The 17,822-nt window shown below is 39.5% G+C and carries 13 protein-coding genes and 1 tRNA gene; 10 read left to right on the forward strand and 4 right to left on the reverse strand.

What is annotated here, in order from left to right:
- The first annotated feature begins 21 nt into the window (after positions 1-21).
- Positions 22-318 carry a co-chaperone YbbN gene (locus tag ASG38_RS05735; protein WP_056068034.1) on the forward strand — a complete coding sequence of 99 codons (297 nt, stop codon included), beginning with the start codon at positions 22-24 and terminating at the stop codon, positions 316-318.
- Here ASG38_RS05735 and ASG38_RS05740 read toward each other — a convergent pair.
- Both ASG38_RS05740 and ASG38_RS05745 read right to left on the reverse strand, forming a co-directional pair.
- Positions 315-959, reverse strand: a complete 645-nt coding sequence (locus ASG38_RS05740; protein WP_056068456.1) for a polysaccharide deacetylase family protein — start codon at positions 957-959, stop codon at positions 315-317. The genes ASG38_RS05735 and ASG38_RS05740 overlap by 4 nt on opposite strands.
- A gap of 77 nt (positions 960-1,036) precedes the next feature.
- Positions 1,037-4,318 carry a DUF2723 domain-containing protein gene (locus ASG38_RS05745; protein ID WP_056068037.1) on the reverse strand — a complete coding sequence of 1,094 codons (3,282 nt, stop codon included), beginning with the start codon at positions 4,316-4,318 and terminating at the stop codon, positions 1,037-1,039.
- Positions 4,319-4,461: 143 nt separating this feature from the next.
- Between ASG38_RS05745 and ASG38_RS05750 the strand changes: the two genes are divergently transcribed.
- Positions 4,462-4,532: transfer RNA gene (locus ASG38_RS05750), tRNA-Gln, on the forward strand.
- A 51-nt stretch (positions 4,533-4,583) separates the two neighbouring features.
- On the opposite strand, the gene ASG38_RS05755 is transcribed toward ASG38_RS05750, so the two are convergent.
- A complete protein-coding gene (locus ASG38_RS05755) occupies positions 4,584-5,408 on the reverse strand; it encodes a universal stress protein (protein WP_056068458.1) in 825 nt (274 codons plus the stop codon).
- 184 nt (positions 5,409-5,592) lie between these two features.
- Here ASG38_RS05755 and rimP point away from each other — a divergent pair, with 184 nt between their 5' ends.
- From rimP to infB, 3 genes are read left to right on the forward strand one after another with little or no spacing between them, the layout of a single operon-like run.
- A complete protein-coding gene (rimP, locus tag ASG38_RS05760) occupies positions 5,593-6,057 on the forward strand; it encodes a ribosome assembly cofactor RimP (protein WP_082482170.1) in 465 nt (154 codons plus the stop codon).
- Positions 6,058-6,071: 14 nt separating this feature from the next.
- Positions 6,072-7,316 carry a transcription termination factor NusA gene (nusA, locus tag ASG38_RS05765; RefSeq protein WP_056068041.1) on the forward strand — a complete coding sequence of 415 codons (1,245 nt, stop codon included), beginning with the start codon at positions 6,072-6,074 and terminating at the stop codon, positions 7,314-7,316.
- A 44-nt stretch (positions 7,317-7,360) separates the two neighbouring features.
- The gene (infB, locus tag ASG38_RS05770) at positions 7,361-10,201 is read left to right on the forward strand and encodes a translation initiation factor IF-2 (protein ID WP_056068043.1); all 2,841 of its coding nucleotides are present in this window, start codon (positions 7,361-7,363) and stop codon (positions 10,199-10,201) included.
- Between the two features lie 55 nt (positions 10,202-10,256).
- Here the strand turns inward: infB and ASG38_RS05775 are convergent, their stop codons facing one another.
- Positions 10,257-10,646: an SPOR domain-containing protein gene (locus ASG38_RS05775; protein ID WP_056068045.1), complete on the reverse strand. Its 390-nt coding sequence runs from the start codon at positions 10,644-10,646 to the stop codon at positions 10,257-10,259.
- Between the two features lie 220 nt (positions 10,647-10,866).
- Between ASG38_RS05775 and ASG38_RS05780 the strand changes: the two genes are divergently transcribed.
- From ASG38_RS05780 to ASG38_RS05800, 5 genes are read left to right on the forward strand one after another with little or no spacing between them, the layout of a single operon-like run.
- Positions 10,867-12,189, forward strand: a complete 1,323-nt coding sequence (locus ASG38_RS05780) for a c-type cytochrome (protein ID WP_056068047.1) — start codon at positions 10,867-10,869, stop codon at positions 12,187-12,189.
- 31 nt (positions 12,190-12,220) lie between these two features.
- The gene (locus ASG38_RS05785) at positions 12,221-15,292 is read left to right on the forward strand and encodes a TAT-variant-translocated molybdopterin oxidoreductase (RefSeq protein ID WP_056068050.1); all 3,072 of its coding nucleotides are present in this window, start codon (positions 12,221-12,223) and stop codon (positions 15,290-15,292) included.
- A 36-nt stretch (positions 15,293-15,328) separates the two neighbouring features.
- A complete protein-coding gene (gene nrfD, locus ASG38_RS05790; RefSeq protein ID WP_056068052.1) occupies positions 15,329-16,732 on the forward strand; it encodes an NrfD/PsrC family molybdoenzyme membrane anchor subunit in 1,404 nt (467 codons plus the stop codon).
- Entirely contained in the window at positions 16,725-17,249 is a 525-nt protein-coding gene (locus ASG38_RS05795) for a DUF3341 domain-containing protein (RefSeq protein ID WP_056068054.1), read from the forward strand. The genes nrfD and ASG38_RS05795 overlap by 8 nt, the downstream gene beginning before the upstream one ends.
- Before the next feature lie 8 nt (positions 17,250-17,257).
- Positions 17,258-17,803, forward strand: a complete 546-nt coding sequence (locus ASG38_RS05800) for a cytochrome c (RefSeq protein WP_056068057.1) — start codon at positions 17,258-17,260, stop codon at positions 17,801-17,803.
- Positions 17,804-17,822: the final 19 nt, after the last annotated feature.

Consider the following 17,822-nt stretch of genomic DNA (forward strand, 5'->3'; position numbering starts at 1 on the left):
AGTCAAAGTAAATTTTCAATTATGTCAAAATTTGGAGAACTTATCAACGCCTCTGTACCAGTCTTAATTGATTTTTATACAGATTGGAATGAACAGTCTGTATCAATGCATCCCGTGATTAGAGATGTGGCCGCTGCTTTGGGAGACAAGGCAAAAGTAATTAAGATTGATGTAGACAAAAACCAGGAATTGGCTGATGCTTTGCGTATTAAAGGGCTCCCGACGCTTATGATATATAAGGAAGGCCAGATGGTTTGGAGACAATCCGGAGAGCTGGATGCTAATACTATAATCGGTTTGGTGCAGGAGCAGCTTTAGCTAATCTTGTCAAAAACAAATCCTTTCTCTTTCAGACGGCGTATCGCTTCAGGCAATACAAATTGAAGGTTTCCGAAAGCCTTTATGCTGTCATGGAAAACAATTACGCTTCCGCTTGCCGTATTCTTCATTACATTTTCAAGGCATTTCTCCGGCGTGGTGTTTTTATCAAAATCCATACTTATAACATCCCACATAACAATTTTATAGCCAAGCCTTCTCAATAATCTGGATTGGGATGGACTTATTTTTCCATACGGAGGGCGAAAAAGCTTTGTTCCCTGTCCGTCGCCTTTAACGTGTTGTTGGATGGCTTTTTCGCATAACATGCTGTTTTCAATATAGTCTTTTTTAGGTGTCGACCAACCTTTCAGATGGTTGAAGGTATGGTTGCCAATCGCATGGTCTTCCCGGATTACTCTATGGAAGATGTCAGGATGCTTTTCAATATTGTCGCCAATGCAAAAGAAAGTGGCTTTTATGTCGTGTTCTTTTAATACATCAAGCACCCATTCTGTGATTTCGGGAATCGGGCCGTCATCAAACGTAAGATAAATTGTATTGGCGTTATTAGGAATGTCCCAGATGTATTTTGGAAAAGCCCATTTAATTAACCGATTTGTTTTTACCCATAAACCCATCTCAAGTCTTTTTAAAGTAGATGTGCCAATTTGAATTTCAAATTGGCACATCGGGAATCCCATACAGGGAATTTTATTTATTCGTTATCTCGTTCAAAACGTTTAAACATTGCGTTGTAAGAATTGAAGTCTTTTTTGTTTGCTTCATAGAATTCCTTATCGCCGCGGTCTTTCATGACTTCAAGTAGTCCTCTGTAACGCTCAATGTCGGTAACAATGTCAACATAATAATCGTTCTGTTCTGTAGCGGAGAAGGTTTTGAAGTAAGTCAGGCTTTCCTGGTACTTTTTCATTAGTTTCTTCAGAATTTCCCTTGCTTTTTCTTTTTCGCCCACTTCATAATAACCTCCGGCAAATGGCTCAACGAAAGCATAGTATCCGTATTGGTCTATTGGCATTTGCTTCATCGCCAAATCAATAATGTCTTTTGCCTTTTTAGGCTTGCCTTCATTGATTAGCTGTTCCATCAGTCGGGCAAGATTTGTTCTGTAGCTGATGCTGTTTTTGCGCGTTTCAGGGTCATGGTAAATCTTGGTACTTCCACCATTGCCCCAATCCCATTTCATGACAATATCATACATCTTGTCAGAATCAATCTGACCCATATCCATTGGGCTAGGAGCTTTTGAAAGCGCTGTTTTTACAGGAACCAGTTTGTAAACCATTCCGTCCAACTGTAAATAATCTTTCATCCATAAGTAATCATCATCTCCAAAGCTTCCTCCGGTGAAATAAATAGGACGTTTCCAGTTATTGTTGGCCACGACATTTAACATCATCAAACGGTTTTTGTAAAGTGCCCTGTCCTTGATGTCAATATCAATATAAGGAACAATCGAGTCGTAATATTTAGGAGAAACTACCTTGTTGGCAATAATTTCCTCCTTATTGATAGGAATCCTGATTTTGTTAGTCGGGAAATAGTGGATTTTTTGTCCGTTTGGAAGCTCATACAGCGCTCTTGGGTCATTCAGAGAAAGGAAATTCATAAAATCGTTAATGTTCCATCTCTTGTCTGTTTGAGGCCTGTGTATTGAGTAATCCAGTTTATCTCCCACATATTGCTCGTGTTTAAAGGTTATTGGTAATGGCTCAGAGCTGTAGGCTTTTGCCTTCATCTGGTCGATATACCAATCCGTCATAAATAAGCTGGTGTTTACAATACGAACATCGGTTCTGATGTTTTCGATTTCCTGAGCATACCAAAGCGGGAAGGTGTCATTGTCTCCAATAGTAAACAGAATGGCGTTTGGTTCGCAGGAATTCAGATACGCTTTTGCCATTGCAATTGCTGTATATTTGCCGGAACGGTCATGGTCGTCCCAGTTTTGAGAAGCCATTAAAACCGGAGCAGCCAATAAGGTAGTTGCAATAACAACCGGCCCAGCAATTTTAGGGTTGAGCCATTTTTTGATAAAATCAAATATCGCATAGACACCAAATCCTATCCAGATGGCAAACACATAGAAAGAACCTACCAAAGCATAATCTCTTTCGCGGGGCTCAAACGGCCTTTCATTCAGGTAAATTTTTAATGCCAGTCCGGTAAATAAGAATAAGGCAAGCAATACGTAAAAACTTTTCAGGTCTTTATTTGCATGATAGATTAATCCGATGATTCCCAGAATGAAAGGAAGGAAATAATACAGATTGCGTCCTTTGTTGTTCAAAACGTCCGTTGGAAGGTTTTGCTGAGAGCCCAGACGCGCTTCGTCAATAAAATTGATTCCGCTCATCCAGTTTCCGTCCAGGTTGTCATATTTTCCCTGGTTATCGTTCTGTCTTCCTGTGAAATTCCACATCAGATATCTCCAGTACATATATCCGAACTGGTATTCGAACATGAACTTAAAGTTGTCTGCTGTTGTAGGTTTGTCAATGATTAGGTAATCACCATAGGATTTAAGAAATTTATGGTATCCTTCAGTATCAATCTGTCCCGAAGCATAGGCTTTGCGGAACTCATCCACATTCTTCTCCATTTCGGCACGCAATTGTGAGGTGTAGTGTGCCAATTCCTCTTCAGACAAATCGTTTGGATTAATGCCGTATCTTGGAAGTTCTTCTTCGTAGGCATAATTAGGATTCATTCTGAAATTCAATACATGGGTAAATGTCATGTAGTTTTCAGCATGCTCCGGACTCCACATTCTTGGCAGGAAAGCCTTATGGTTGTCGTCTGTATTTTGTTCGGCGTTTTTGTAATTGTTTACGATTACATACTTTCCGGTTTTATAGTCTCTTTCGTAGTTTGGAGCCTTGTCAAGATAAGGGTTGTCCTTGTCTAATCCGGCATAGGTGTCCGAAAATTGCGGACCGTAGAATAATGGGTTTACACCATACTGCTCCCTGTTGTAGTAAGCAAGAACTTCTCTCGCGTCTGATGGTTTGTTTTCGTTGATAACCGTATTGGCATTGGCGCGTATTGGAAGCATCATCCAGGTAGAGAATCCAATCAGGATGAAAAGGACGCACAAAATCATAGTATTGTACTGTATATAGCCTTTTTGTTTGGTGTATTTTAATCCGAAGTAGAATAAGACTACAAGCAGCAATGCAACAAAAATAGTTCCTGAATCAAAAGGCATTCCTAAGCTGTTGACCATGAAAACTTCGGTTTTTCCAAAGAATCCCATTGTTAAAGGCAAAAGCAGTTTGAAGATGAAAAGTAATATTGAAACGACTACTATGTTGGCAATAATGAAATTCTTTACGGTAACGGTCTTGTAATGCTTGAAGTAGTATAAGAATCCGATAGAAGGAATAGTAAGCAATGCCATGAAGTGAACCCCGAAAGAAAGTCCCACAATCAATGAAATAAGAAGCAGCCATCTGTTTCCGCGAGGCGTGTCCATATCTTGTTCCCATCGTAATCCCAACCAGAACAATACGGCTATAAGCAAACTGGCCATAGCGTAAACTTCTGCTTCTACGGCATTAAACCAGAAACTGTCTGAGAAAGTATAAGCCAGTGAACCTACAAATGCACTGCCTAAAATTGCGATTGAGGTATTTTTGTCGATTTCGGAAAATCTTGAAACCAGCTTTTTTAATAATAAGGTCAGCGACCAAAACATAAAAAGAATGGTAAATGCACTTGAAAAAACAGACATCATGTTAACCATTAAAGCCACTTTTGAGGCATCTGTCGCAAACATGGCGAAGAATGCGCCCATCATCTGATAAAGCGGGGCTCCCGGTGGGTGGCCTACTTCGAGCTTGGCGGCAGTAGAGATGTATTCGCCGCAATCCCAGAAACTTAATGTGGGTTCAACAGTCAGGGAGTAAGTCACCAATGCAATAGCAAAAGCTGTCCATCCCAAAATTGTATTCCATTTTTTAAAGTTGAAAGATACCATACAGAACTAATAAAATTTATACTTGCAAAGAAAATGCTTTTTTATGTAACGAAAAGCTAAAAAAAAAATATTCAATAAAAATTGAATAAAAATTTGCGCAATATGTTTTTTGTGCTAAATTTGCACCCGCAATCAAGCACTGCTGGCCTATGGTGTAATGGTAACACAGCTGATTTTGGTTCAGTCGTTCTAGGTTCGAGTCCTAGTAGGCCAACAAAAAACCTCTCAAATTTTGAGAGGTTTTTTTGTTTATAATCGGTTTTTATTAAATTTTGAAAGTAACGACCGGTCTTTGTGCATGGTTGACTAAGTCTTCGCTGATGCTTCCGTTGAAGAAGTGGGAAAGTCCTTTTCTTCCGTGAGTGCTCATTCCAATTAAATCGGCATTAATGCTTTTTGCAAAGTTCAGAACGCCTTTTTCCACATTCGTATCGTTGTAGATGTGGAAAGTATAGTCGCTAATGTCAAAATTGGAAACGAAATCCTGCATGATTTTATTGGAAACTTCAGTAGACTTGAAGCTGTTCGGGGTGTTGATCATTACCAGGTTGAGATGTGCGTTGAATTTTTTTGCAAATTCTACGACTTTGGCAAAAGAACCTTTTATTTCGTCTGTAAAATCAGAGGCAAAAACAAATTTTTCTACGCTAAATTCTCCTTCTTCTTTTTTGATGACCAATACAGGAATGTCTGAAGAGCGAACCACTTTTTCGGTGTTGGACCCGATAAACATTTCCTGAAAGCCACTCGCTCCATGAGAGCCCATGACAATCAGGTCCACATTGTTTTTTTTGCTGATGTTAATGATTCCTTCGAATGTTTTTTCGAACTGTATAATTTCTGATACCGGAATTCCTTCAAGATAGCTGATGTCCATCAGGCTTTCCAGTTTTTCGATGGCCTTGTTTTTGAAAAACATGATTTCAGGAATGTCGCTTCCGGAGCCTATCGCATCACTTCCTTGTCCCGGAAGTTCCAGCATATGGAGAAGCACGATTTCTCCGTTATTTTTTTTAGCAATCTGGGCGGCAACTTTCAGGGCATATTCTGCGTGGTCAGAAAAATCGGTTGGAACTAAAATTTTTTTCATAATTTTAAGTATAAGTATGTGATTATACAGTTTGTTTTTTCTTACATAAAGGTAAGAATTTAATTTAATATGGCACAATATACTACAATGATTTTCAATATAGAAAAAAAACACTATATTTGCAGCGTTATTTATTAAAACTTAAATAATGAGGGGACAAATAGTCCCCTCTTTTTATAAAAATATGACATTTAAGGAAAAAGTTAGTGAGTTATTAAAAGCGGGCCTGGAAGAAAAACCATCCATTTTTCTTATCGATCTTACGATAACCGATGCTTTCAAAATTATTGTTACTTTAGATGGTGATAATGGTGTAACTTTGCAGGACTGTATTGACATCAGTCGTGCTATAGAGCATAATCTCGACCGTGAAGAACAGGATTTTTCTTTGGAAGTGGCATCGGGAGGTGTTTCGGCTCCGCTGAAACTGGTAAGGCAGTATAAGAAAAACATAGGTAGGACACTACAGGTAAAGACTGCGACCGATATTATAACTGCAGAACTTGCTGATGCAAATGAGGAATTCATCACATTGGTATGGACTGCAAGAGAACCTAAAAAAATAGGTAAAGGAAAAGAAACTGTTGAGAAAAGACAGGAGATTCCGTATACTGACATAAAAGAAGCAATTGTTACAATAACATTTTAATTTAAAGAATAGGCATGGAGAATATTGCATTAATCGAGTCATTTTCAGAGTTTAAAGACGACAAGCTGATTGATCGTGTAACGCTTATGGCGATTTTGGAAGATGTGTTTAGAAATGCATTGAAGAAGAAGTATGGTTCTGACGATAATTTCGATATCATTATCAATCCTGATAAAGGCGATATGGAAATTTGGAGAAGAAGAGTTATTGTTGCCGATGAAGATCTGGATTTCGAAAATGAAGAAATTACATTGACGGAAGCAAGAAAGATCGAGCCGGATTTCGAAATTGGCGAAGAAGTTTCTGAAGAAGTAAAGTTAATTGACCTGGGAAGAAGAGCTATTCTTGCTTTGCGCCAAAATCTGATTTCAAAAATACACGAACACGATAATACGAACCTGTATAAGCAATTTAAAGATTTAATTGGCGATATTTATACTGCAGAAGTGCACCATGTTCGTCCAAGAGCCGTAATTTTGGTGGATGATGAAGGAAATGAAATTGTGCTTCCTAAAGAAAAACAGATTCCGTCAGACTTTTTCAGAAAAGGAGATAACGTTCGAGGTATAATCGAGAATGTGGAGCTAAAAGGAAATAAGCCGCAGATTGTTATGTCTAGAACATCTGAAAAGTTCCTGGAAAAATTGTTTGAGCAGGAAATTCCGGAAGTGTTTGACGGACTGATTACAATTAAAGGTGTGGTTAGGATTCCTGGGGAAAAAGCAAAAGTAGCTGTAGATTCTTATGATGATAGAATTGACCCTGTTGGAGCTTGCGTTGGTATGAAAGGCTCAAGAATTCACGGTATTGTTCGTGAATTAGGAAATGAGAATATTGATGTTATTAATTATACAACCAATACGCAATTGTTTATTACAAGAGCATTAAGCCCGGCAAAAGTTTCTTCAATTAAAATAAACGAAGAAACTAAAAGAGCTGATGTGTTCCTGAAATTGGAAGAAGTATCAAAAGCAATTGGTAGAGGCGGACACAATATCAAGCTGGCTGGTCTTTTGACCGGATATGAATTGGATGTTATCCGTGAGGGTAATATCGCTGAAGAAGAAGATGATGTTGAATTAACAGAATTCTCTGATGAAATCGATGCTTGGGTAATCGAGGAATTTGCAAAAATTGGCCTTGATACTGCAAGAAGTATCTTGAAACAAGATGTTAATGATTTAGTTAGAAGAACAGATTTGGAAGAAGAAACAATTCTTGATGTAATAAGGATTCTAAAAGAAGAGTTCGAAGACTAAACTCAGCAACAACACAACAAAAAAGGTAATAATAAAAAGATTTTATGTCTGAAGAAAGAGTAATAAGAATAAACAAGGTTTTAAGGGAATTGAATATTTCGTTAGATAGAGCCGTTGACTATCTTAAGGATAGGGGTATTGCTATTGATGCTAACCCAAACGCAAAAATATCTGATAAGGAGTATGACATTCTGCAAAGTCAATTTGCTGGCGATAAGGGGAGAAAAGAGGCTTCTAAAGAAGTTGGGGAAGAAAAAAGAAAAGAGAAAGAGGCATTGCGTATTGAAAGAGAGCGTGAGATAGAGGAAAAACGCAAACAGGAAGAAGAACGCCAACGTCAGGAAGTCATCAAAGCTAAGGCTGTATTGAGCGGTCCTAAGCAAGTGGGGAAAATCGATTTGGAGCAAAAAGCTCCGGCGACAGAACCAGCTCCAAAAGCCACTGAGCCAACTCTTGCTCCAGAAAAACCTGCTGAGCCTGTACAGGAAGTTGTTGAAAAACAAGCGGCTCCGGTTGAAACGCCAAAGCCTGTTGAAGTTTCAAAAGAAGAGGTGAAGCCTGAGGTTGTGAAGGAAGTTAAAAAAGAAACAGTTGCGCCAAAGGCTGAAAATGACCAGCCTGTTGCTGAAGAAGCGATAGCAACACAATATCAAAAATTATCAGGAACTACTTTCACGGGCCAGACAATTGACTTGTCTCAATTTAACAAGCCTAAAAAGAAGAAGGAAGATCCGAAGGCGGCTCCAAATAAGCCGGGTACTCCTGGTGCTGCGGGTGCTAATGCCAACAACAATAACAAGAATAAAAGGAAGAGAATTCCTGGTAAGCCTGGAACTCCGCAAGGAGGTGGTCAAGGTCAGCAGACCGGAAATGGTCCGCGTCCGGGGGGCAATAATGCAGGCGGTAACAACGCCAATAGAAATGCCAGACCTGGTTTCAATAAAGGTAACAGACCTGCTGTTGTGGCAAAAGTTGAGCCAACAGAAGAAGAGGTTAAAAACCAAATCAGAGAAACCCTGGAAAAACTTCAGGGTAAAGGAAATAAATCTAAGGCTGCCAAATACAGAAGAGATAAAAGAGATACGCACCGTCAGAAATCTGATGATGAGCAAAGAGCACTGGAAGAAGGAAGCAAAACAATCAAGGTAACAGAATTCGTTACTGTTGGTGAAGTTGCTACCATGATGGATGTGCCAATTACTAAAGTTATCGGTACTTGTATGGCTTTGGGTATCATGGTGACCATGAACCAGCGTCTGGATGCAGAAACATTGTCAATCGTGGCTGATGAATTTGGCTATGATGTTGAATTTATTACAACTGATATTGAAGAAGCTCAGGAAATTATCGAAGATAAAGAAGAGGACTTGGTAACAAGAGCTCCGATAGTAACGGTGATGGGTCACGTTGACCACGGTAAAACTTCCCTTTTGGATTATATCCGTAAAGAAAACGTAATTGCGGGTGAATCGGGAGGAATTACACAGCACATTGGAGCCTATGCGGTAACTCTGGATAACGGACAAAAAATTACATTCCTTGATACTCCGGGTCACGAGGCGTTTACGGCGATGCGTGCCAGAGGAGCTCAGGTAACCGATATCGCCATTATTGTGGCTGCTGCCGATGACGATATTATGCCGCAAACCAAAGAAGCAATCAGCCATGCTCAGGCAGCTGGTGTTCCAATGATTTTTGCGATTAACAAGATTGATAAGCCGGCTGCTAATCCTGAAAAAATTAAGGAACAATTGGCAGGAATGAACTTATTGGTGGAAGATTGGGGTGGAAAATACCAATCGCATGATATTTCGGCTAAAATTGGTACCGGAGTTAAGGAGCTTTTGGAAAAAGTATTGCTTGAAGCAGAAATTCTTGACTTGAAAGCCAATCCTTCTAAAGCTGCGGTCGGAACTGTTGTTGAAGCACAGTTGGATAAAGGTAGAGGTTATGTGACTACAATTCTGGTTCAGGCCGGAACATTAAGAGTAGGTGATTATGTATTGGCCGGTAAAAACCACGGTAAGGTTAAGGCTATGTATGATGAAAGAGGAAATGCCGTTAAAGAAGCAGGACCTTCAACACCAATCTCTATTCTTGGTTTGGACGGAGCGCCAACAGCGGGTGACAAGTTCAACGTTTTTGAAGACGAAAGAGAAGCGAAGCAAATCGCGGCTAAGAGAACACAGTTAATCCGTGAGCAGTCTGCAAGAACCAAGAAACATACTACCCTGGCAGAACTTGGAAGAAGAATTGCTTTAGGTCAGTTTAAAGAATTGAATATTATTATTAAAGGAGACGTTGACGGGTCTGTTGAAGCATTGGCAGATTCGTTCTCTAAACTGTCTACAGAAGAAATCGAAATCAAGATCATTCATAAAGGTGTTGGTGCGATTACTGAGACCGATGTCAACCTGGCTTCTGCGTCTGATGCGATTATTATCGGATTTAACGTCAGACCTTCCGGAAATGCAAAACAATTGGCAGAGAAAGAAGAAATCGATATCCGTAACTACTCTATCATCTATGATGCCATTGATGACCTGAAAGATGCGATGGAAGGAATGCTTTCTCCTGAAATGAAGGAAGAAATCACCGGAACTGCTGAAATTCGTGAAACGTTCAAGATTTCTAAAGTGGGTACAATTGCCGGATGTATGGTTACAGACGGGAAAATCTTCAGAAGTTCTAAAATCCGCTTAATCCGTGACGGAGTAGTTATCTACACCGGAGAACTGGCAACCTTGAAACGTTTCAAAGACGACGTTAAAGAAGTGTCGAAAGGTTATGATTGCGGTATCCAGATTAAAGGTTATAATGACATCGAACAGATGGATATTATCGAAGCCTTCCAGGAAGTTGCAGTTAAGAAGAAACTGAAATAATTAGATAAAAAAACCCGATGCGAAAGCATCGGGTTTTTTGTTTTTATCGTTTAATCTATTTGCCGGGCTTTATAAGCAGTGCGTTTGGATACTTTTTCTTTAAATCGGCCAGATTGCGTTCAGCTTCAATTTTGGTCTTAAAATTTCCAATCCATACCTTGTAGGTTGGCGTATTGAAAACAATGGTACCATCCAGGGTTTTGAACTCTTTCTTGAAATCCTGCAGCATTTTCTTGGCGTTCTCACTATCGCCATTAAAAATCTGAATTTTATACCTTTCATTTACGGTTAAAGAAGAGTTGATTTTACGCTTTTCGTTTAGCAATTGTTCAAATTTTGGGTCTTGTGTGACCTTAATATTTTTTTCTTGTGAATGGGCTGAAACTGTTAAAAATGCTATGAAAGAAGCGTTTAAGAATAGGGATTTCGGACTTAAAATTCTCATAATGAAGTTAATTTTGTACAAATGTAATATTTCTGTTTTTAACCAAATCTAAAAAAATTATTTAGAATTAATATAAATTGGTATTTAAGACTTATTTAAGGTTTTGAGAATAGTTCATAAGTCGTATTTTTGTGCAAGTTTTAAAGAACGTATTGAATTTTCTCGTTATTTTCTTATGAGAAAAAATCATACCAAAATTAGTCGATAATCATTTTTAAATATGAAAAAGGTGGGTAACCATAATTCGATTTCAAGAATATTACTGTTCAGTTTAGCGCTAATGCTAACATTTTCCGTTTCATCTTTTGCTCAAGATCCAGCTGCTCCAGCTGCCGAAGCCGCGGCTCCTGCTGCAGGTGCTGGCGATGTTGCTGCCGGTAAAGCGCTTTTTAATGCCAACTGTGCTGCGTGTCACAAATTAGACGCGAAGATGACAGGTCCGGCTTTGAGAGGCGTGACTGAAAGACATGACAAAAAATGGCTTCATGCCTGGATTAAAGATAGCCAGGCAATGATTAAGGCCGGTGATGCTGCTGCGGTAAAAGTTTTTAACGAAAACAACAAGTCGGTAATGACTGCATTCCCTCAGTTGTCTGATGCTGATATTGACAATATCCTGGCATATACCTCTGAGCCAAAAGCTGAAGCTCCTGCGCCTGGTCCTGGTGCTGCAGGTGGCGAAATGGCACAAGGCGGTGTTGGTGTTTCTAACAATGTAATCCTTGGTGCGTTAGCTCTTGTTATGGCAATGTTGGTTGTGATGTTGTTCTTAGTGAACAATGTTCTTGGCAAGATTGCTAAAGCAAACGGTGTTGAGCCAATTAAGAAAGAGCCTACTATTCCAATCTGGATTGCTTTTGCCAGAAACCAATTCCTGGTTTTGGTTACTGTAATCTTCCTGATGCTAGCCAGCGGATACTTCGTATATGGTTATTTAATGCAGGTTGGTGTTGATCAGGGTTATCAGCCAATCCAACCTATCCACTATTCTCACAAAATCCACGCTGGTGATAACGGTATCGACTGTAAATATTGCCACTCTTCTGCAAGAGTTAGTAAAACGGCAGGTATTCCTTCTTTGAATGTTTGTATGAACTGTCACAAGAATATCTCAGAAGTTGCCGAAACTACTGCAACTCCGGAGCACAGTAAAGCTTTCTATGATGGAGAAATCCAAAAGCTATACGATGCGGTGGGTTGGGATAAGGCAGCTCAAAAATATACCGGAAAAACACAGCCTGTAAAATGGGTTAGAATTCATAATCTTCCTGACTTTGTTTACTTCAACCACTCTCAGCACGTTTCTGTTGCTGGTGTTGAATGTCAGACTTGCCACGGTCCGGTTGAAACATTTGAACTTATGGAACAACACTCACCGCTTACAATGGGATGGTGTGTAGATTGCCACCGCAAGACAGATGTTAAGATGGAAGGTAATGCATACTACGAAAAAATCCATGCTGAGCTTGCTAAGAAGTATGGTAAAGACAAACTTACTGCCGCTGAAATGGGCGGATTGGAATGCGGTAAGTGTCACTATTAATCAATTATTAAGAAGCTAATATATATATACGATGTCATCAAACAAAAAATACTGGAAAAGTGTTGAAGAACTAAACGATAATAGTTCTATTGTTGAGACGCTCAGAAATAACGAATTCGCAGAACCAATTCCTGTGGAAGAGTTTTTAGGAGACAAAGAATCATTATCAGCAACATCAACATCACGTCGTGATTTCTTAAAATATGTAGGATTTAGTACAGCAGCAGCATCTTTGGCGGCTTGCGAAGGTCCGGTAATTAAGTCGATTCCTTACGTAGTACAGCCGGAAGAAATTATTCCTGGTGTTGCAGATTATTATGCAACAACTATGGCTGACGGATTTGATTTTGCTAACATCTTGATCAAAACCCGTGAAGGTCGTCCAATTAAAGTTGAAAACAATATTGTTGACGGAGTAAAACTTAGTGCTAATGCAAGAGTTCATGCTTCCGTTCTTTCTTTATACGACAGTACTCGTCTAAAACAGCCTAAAATTGCAAAAAAGGCCGCTTCATGGTCTGATGTTGATGCAAAAGTTAAAGCTAGCTTAAACGATGCAAAAGCAAATGGAGGTCAGGTAGTATTGCTTACAGGAACAATGGCGAGTCCATCTACTGATAAGCTGATTGCTGAATTCATTGCAAAGAATCCTTCTGCAAAACATGTAGTTTATGATGCGGTTTCTGAATCCAATGCTTTGGATGCTTTCCAAATGGCATATGGAGAAAGAGCTTTGGCAGATTATGATTTCTCTAAATCAGAAGTAATCGTTTCTGTTGGTGCTGATTTCTTGGGAGACTGGCAAGGTGGAGGATTTGACTCAGGATATGCAAAAGGACGTGTTCCGAAAAACGGAAAAATGTCTAAGCACATCCAGTTAGAGTCAAATATGTCTTTATCAGGAGCAAATGCTGATAAGCGTATACCATTGACAATTACAGACCAAAAACATGCTTTGGTTAAAATTTATAATATCATCACAGGTGCTTCTGTTGGAACTCAAAAAATTGCAAGAGAAGAAGAAGTGATAAAAGCGGCGCAGCAGCTTAAATCGGCAGGATCAAAAGGAGTTTTGGTTTCTGGTTTGGATGATTTAAATGCACAATTGCTTGTGTTTGCTATCAACAATGCATTAAAATCGGAAGCATTCAATCCTTCCGGTGCAAGATTGACCAGAAAAGGTGATGCTAAAGCAGTTGCTCAATTAGTAGCTGATATGAAAGCAGGTAATGTTCATACATTGATTATGAATGGTGTAAACCCGGTTTACACACTTGCAGCTTCAAAAGATTTTGCTGAAGGCTTGAAGAAAGTAAAATTATCAGTAGCCTTCTCTTTGAAAGAAGACGAAACTGCTGTTCTTTCTACAATTGCCGCTCCGGCTCCTCACTACCTGGAATCTTGGGGAGATGTTACAATTTCTAAAGGAAATTACAGCATCATGCAGCCAACGATTCGTCCATTATTCGATTCAAGACAATTCCAGGAAGCTATTTTGCTTTGGTCTGATAATTCAACTTCTTATTACGATTACCTAAAAGTTGTCGGTTCTTCAATTGCTTCAGGAACAACCTGGAACAAACTGGTTCACGATGGTGTTTATGCTACGCCTGTAACTGCCGTTTCTGGTGGTAATGCAGATTACGCTAAAGCAGCTTCTGATTTGGCTCAGGCTAAAAAATTAGGTGAATTTGAATTGGTTCTTTATACTAAAACAGGAATGGGAGACGGCCAGCAGGCTAACAACCCATGGTTGCAGGAATTCCCGGATCCGATTACACGTGTTTCATGGGATAACTACGTAACAGTTTCAAGAGCTGATGCTGAAAAATTAGGAGTAGAAAACTACAACGTGGCAAACGGAGGTTTGAACGGAAGTTATGTTTCTATTGAAGTTGGTGGAGCGAAACTGGAAAAAGTTCCTGTTATCATCCAGCCAGGTCAGGCAGTAGGAACAATTGGTGTTGCTTTAGGTTATGGCCGTAAAGAATCATTAAAAGAAGAAATGCAGGTAGGTGTTAATGCCTACACATTATATGCAGGCTCAAATGCAAATCAAGGCGCGAAAGTTGCTAAAGTTAGCGGTGATCACGAATTTGCATGCGTTCAGTTGCAAAGAACATTGATGGGAAGAGGAGATATTCTTAAAGAAACGACTCTTAGCGTATTCAATGACCCTAAAGTGGATGCCAGCGTATGGAACCCGGCTCCAATGGTTTCGTTAGACCACAATCCTGTTAAGGCAAATACAGTTGACTTATGGGATTCGTTTGACAGAACAATCGGACACCACTTTAAATTATCTATTGACTTAAATTCATGTACAGGTTGTGGTGCTTGCGTCATTGCTTGTCATGCTGAAAATAACGTTCCTGTTGTAGGAAAAGCTGAAGTTAGAAGAAGCCGTGATATGCACTGGTTGCGTATTGACAGATACTATTCTTCTGAAGAGACTTTCGCAAAAGACAACGAGAAAAAAGAAGGATTCGAAGGATTGTTCGGAGATAAAGGTTCTCTTGGAGGATTTGGAGAAATGGAACACCCTTCAGATAACCCTCAGGTAGCATTCCAGCCGGTAATGTGTCAGCACTGTAACCATGCTCCTTGTGAGACTGTTTGTCCGGTTGCTGCAACATCACACGGTCGTCAGGGACAAAACCACATGGCTTACAACAGATGTGTTGGAACCCGTTACTGTGCTAACAACTGTCCGTACAAAGTACGTCGTTTCAACTGGTTCTTGTACAACAAAAACTCTGAATTTGATTTCCACATGAATGACGATTTAGGTCGTATGGTGTTGAACCCGGATGTAGTTGTTCGTTCAAGAGGGGTTATGGAAAAATGTTCATTCTGTATCCAGTCAACTCAAGCTGTCATCTTGAAAGCGAAGAGAGAAGGAAGACCGGTTAAAGAAGGTGAATTCAATGATGCTTGTGCTTGTTCTGCAGCATGTACTTCAGGTTCGATGGTGTTTGGAGATGTAAATGAGAAAGAAAGTCCTGTTGCTAAATTAGAGCAAGACCCAAGAATGTATCATTTGCTAGAACATGTTGGAACAAAACCTAATGTATTCTATCACGTAAAAGTTAGAAATACCTAGTCATAAATAATTAATTAAGAAACAAGATAAAGGATTATGTCGTCTCATTACGAAGCACCCATTAGAAAACCTTTAGTTATAGGTGATAAATCTTATCACGATGTAACAGTAGATGTAGCTGCACCTGTTGAAGGGAAAGCCAACAAACAATGGTGGATTGTATTTTCAATCTCCCTAGTCGCATTCCTTTGGGGATTAGGCTGTATCATATATACTATCTCTACTGGTATCGGTTCATGGGGATTAAATAAAACAATTGGATGGGCTTGGGATATCACTAACTTCGTTTGGTGGGTTGGTATCGGTCACGCTGGAACGCTGATTTCCGCAGTACTTTTATTATTCCGTCAAAAATGGAGAATGGCGATTAACCGTTCTGCAGAAGCAATGACCATCTTCTCGGTTGTTCAGGCGGGTCTTTTCCCAATCATCCACATGGGTCGTCCATGGTTAGGATACTGGGTATTGCCAATTCCAAACCAGTTCGGGTCACTTTGGGTTAACTTTAACTCACCGTTGCTTTGGGACGTATTCGCGATTTCTACGTATCTTTCTGTATCATTGGTTTTCTGGTGGACAGGTTTACTTCCGGATTTCGCAATGCTTAGAGACAGAGCAATCACTCCTTTCACAAAAAGAATTTATTCAATCTTGAGCTTCGGTTGGAGCGGTAGAGCAAAAGACTGGCAACGTTTCGAAGAAGTTTCTTTGGTTCTTGCAGGTTTGGCAACGCCACTTGTACTTTCTGTACACACAATCGTATCTTTTGACTTCGCAACATCCGTAATTCCAGGATGGCATACTACAATCTTCCCTCCGTACTTCGTTGCCGGAGCGGTATTCTCAGGATTCGCAATGGTAAACACCCTGCTTATCATCATGAGAAAAGTTTCTAACCTTGAAGCTTATATCACACTACAACATATCGAATTGATGAACATTGTAATCATGATTACAGGTTCTATCGTAGGTGTGGCTTATATCACTGAGTTGTTCGTTGCATGGTATTCAGGTGTTGAATACGAACAATATGCATTCCTGAACAGAGCTACAGGTCCTTACGCTTGGGCTTACTGGGCGATGATGACATGTAACGTATTCTCTCCTCAGTTCATGTGGTTCAAAAAATTAAGAACAAGTATCATGTTCTCTTTCGTTATCTCGATTGTGGTAAACATCGGTATGTGGTTTGAGCGTTTCGTAATTATCGTAACTTCATTGCACAGAGATTACCTTCCATCTTCCTGGACAATGTTCTCACCAACATTCGTTGATATTGGAATATTTGTCGGAACAATCGGTTTCTTCTTTGTATTATTCTTGTTATATGCTAGATCTTTCCCTGTGATTGCTCAAGCAGAGGTTAAGACAATCTTGAAATCTTCTGGAGAAAACTATAAAAAACAAAGAGAAGAAAATAAACATTCACACCATGAGTAATAAAGTTATATACGCTATTTATAATGATGATGACGTGCTTATGGATGCCGTTAAGAAAACACGTGCAGCTCATCACCATATTGAAGAAGTTTTCACGCCTTTTCCAGTTCACGGATTGGACAAAGCAATGGGAATATCTCCAACCCGATTAGCAATCTGTGCTTTCTTATACGGATTAGTAGGTCTTTCTGTGGCAACAACAATGATGAACTACATCATGATTTCTGACTGGCCTCAGGATATCGGTGGAAAGCCAAGTTTCAGCTATATCGAAAACATGCCGGCTTTCGTTCCGGTTATGTTCGAGATGACTGTTTTCTTTGCTGCCCACTTAATGGTAATCACATTCTACATGAGAAGTAGATTGTGGCCATTCAAAAAAGCAGAAAACCCGGATGTAAGAACTACAGACGATCACTTTTTGATGGAAGTTGCAGTTCATGGAGACGAGAATGAATTAGTTGCATTCTTTCAAAATACTGGAGCAGTAGAAGTTAAAGTAATAGAAAAGCATTAAGAGTAGATATGAAAAGTTTATATAAAATAACACTTTTAGTAGGAATCGCGATAACAGCAGTTTCTTGTCACAACAAGAGAAAGCCAAATTATCAATACTTTCCTAATATGTATGAATCAGTAGGTTATGAAACCTATTCTGAGTCTGGTGCTTTTAAAGATGGAAAAGAAGGGCAATTGCCTGCAAAAGGTTCAATTCCAAGAGGTTTCCAGCCTTATGAATATGAAAATTCAACAGCCGGTTATGAATTGGCAAAAGCTAATTTGAAATCTCCATTAGATTCAATTGCAAGAAATTCTGACAAAGGAGCGAAGCTATTCGGAATCTATTGTGCAATCTGCCACGGAGAAAAAGGAGACGGAAAAGGTAACCTGGTTAAAAGAGAGAAATTCTTAGGTGTTCCTAGCTATGCTGATAGAGTTATCACTGAAGGAAGTGTTTTTCACGTAGAGACTTACGGATTGAATGCAATGGGTTCTCATGCGAATCAATTATCTGTTGAAGAGCGTTGGATGGTTGCAGCTTATGTGATGAAACTAAAAAGTGAATTATAATTGTAGAACAAACTGATCT

The organism is Flavobacterium sp. Leaf359 (genome assembly GCF_001423985.1).
Classification (GTDB): domain Bacteria; phylum Bacteroidota; class Bacteroidia; order Flavobacteriales; family Flavobacteriaceae; genus Flavobacterium; species Flavobacterium lindanitolerans.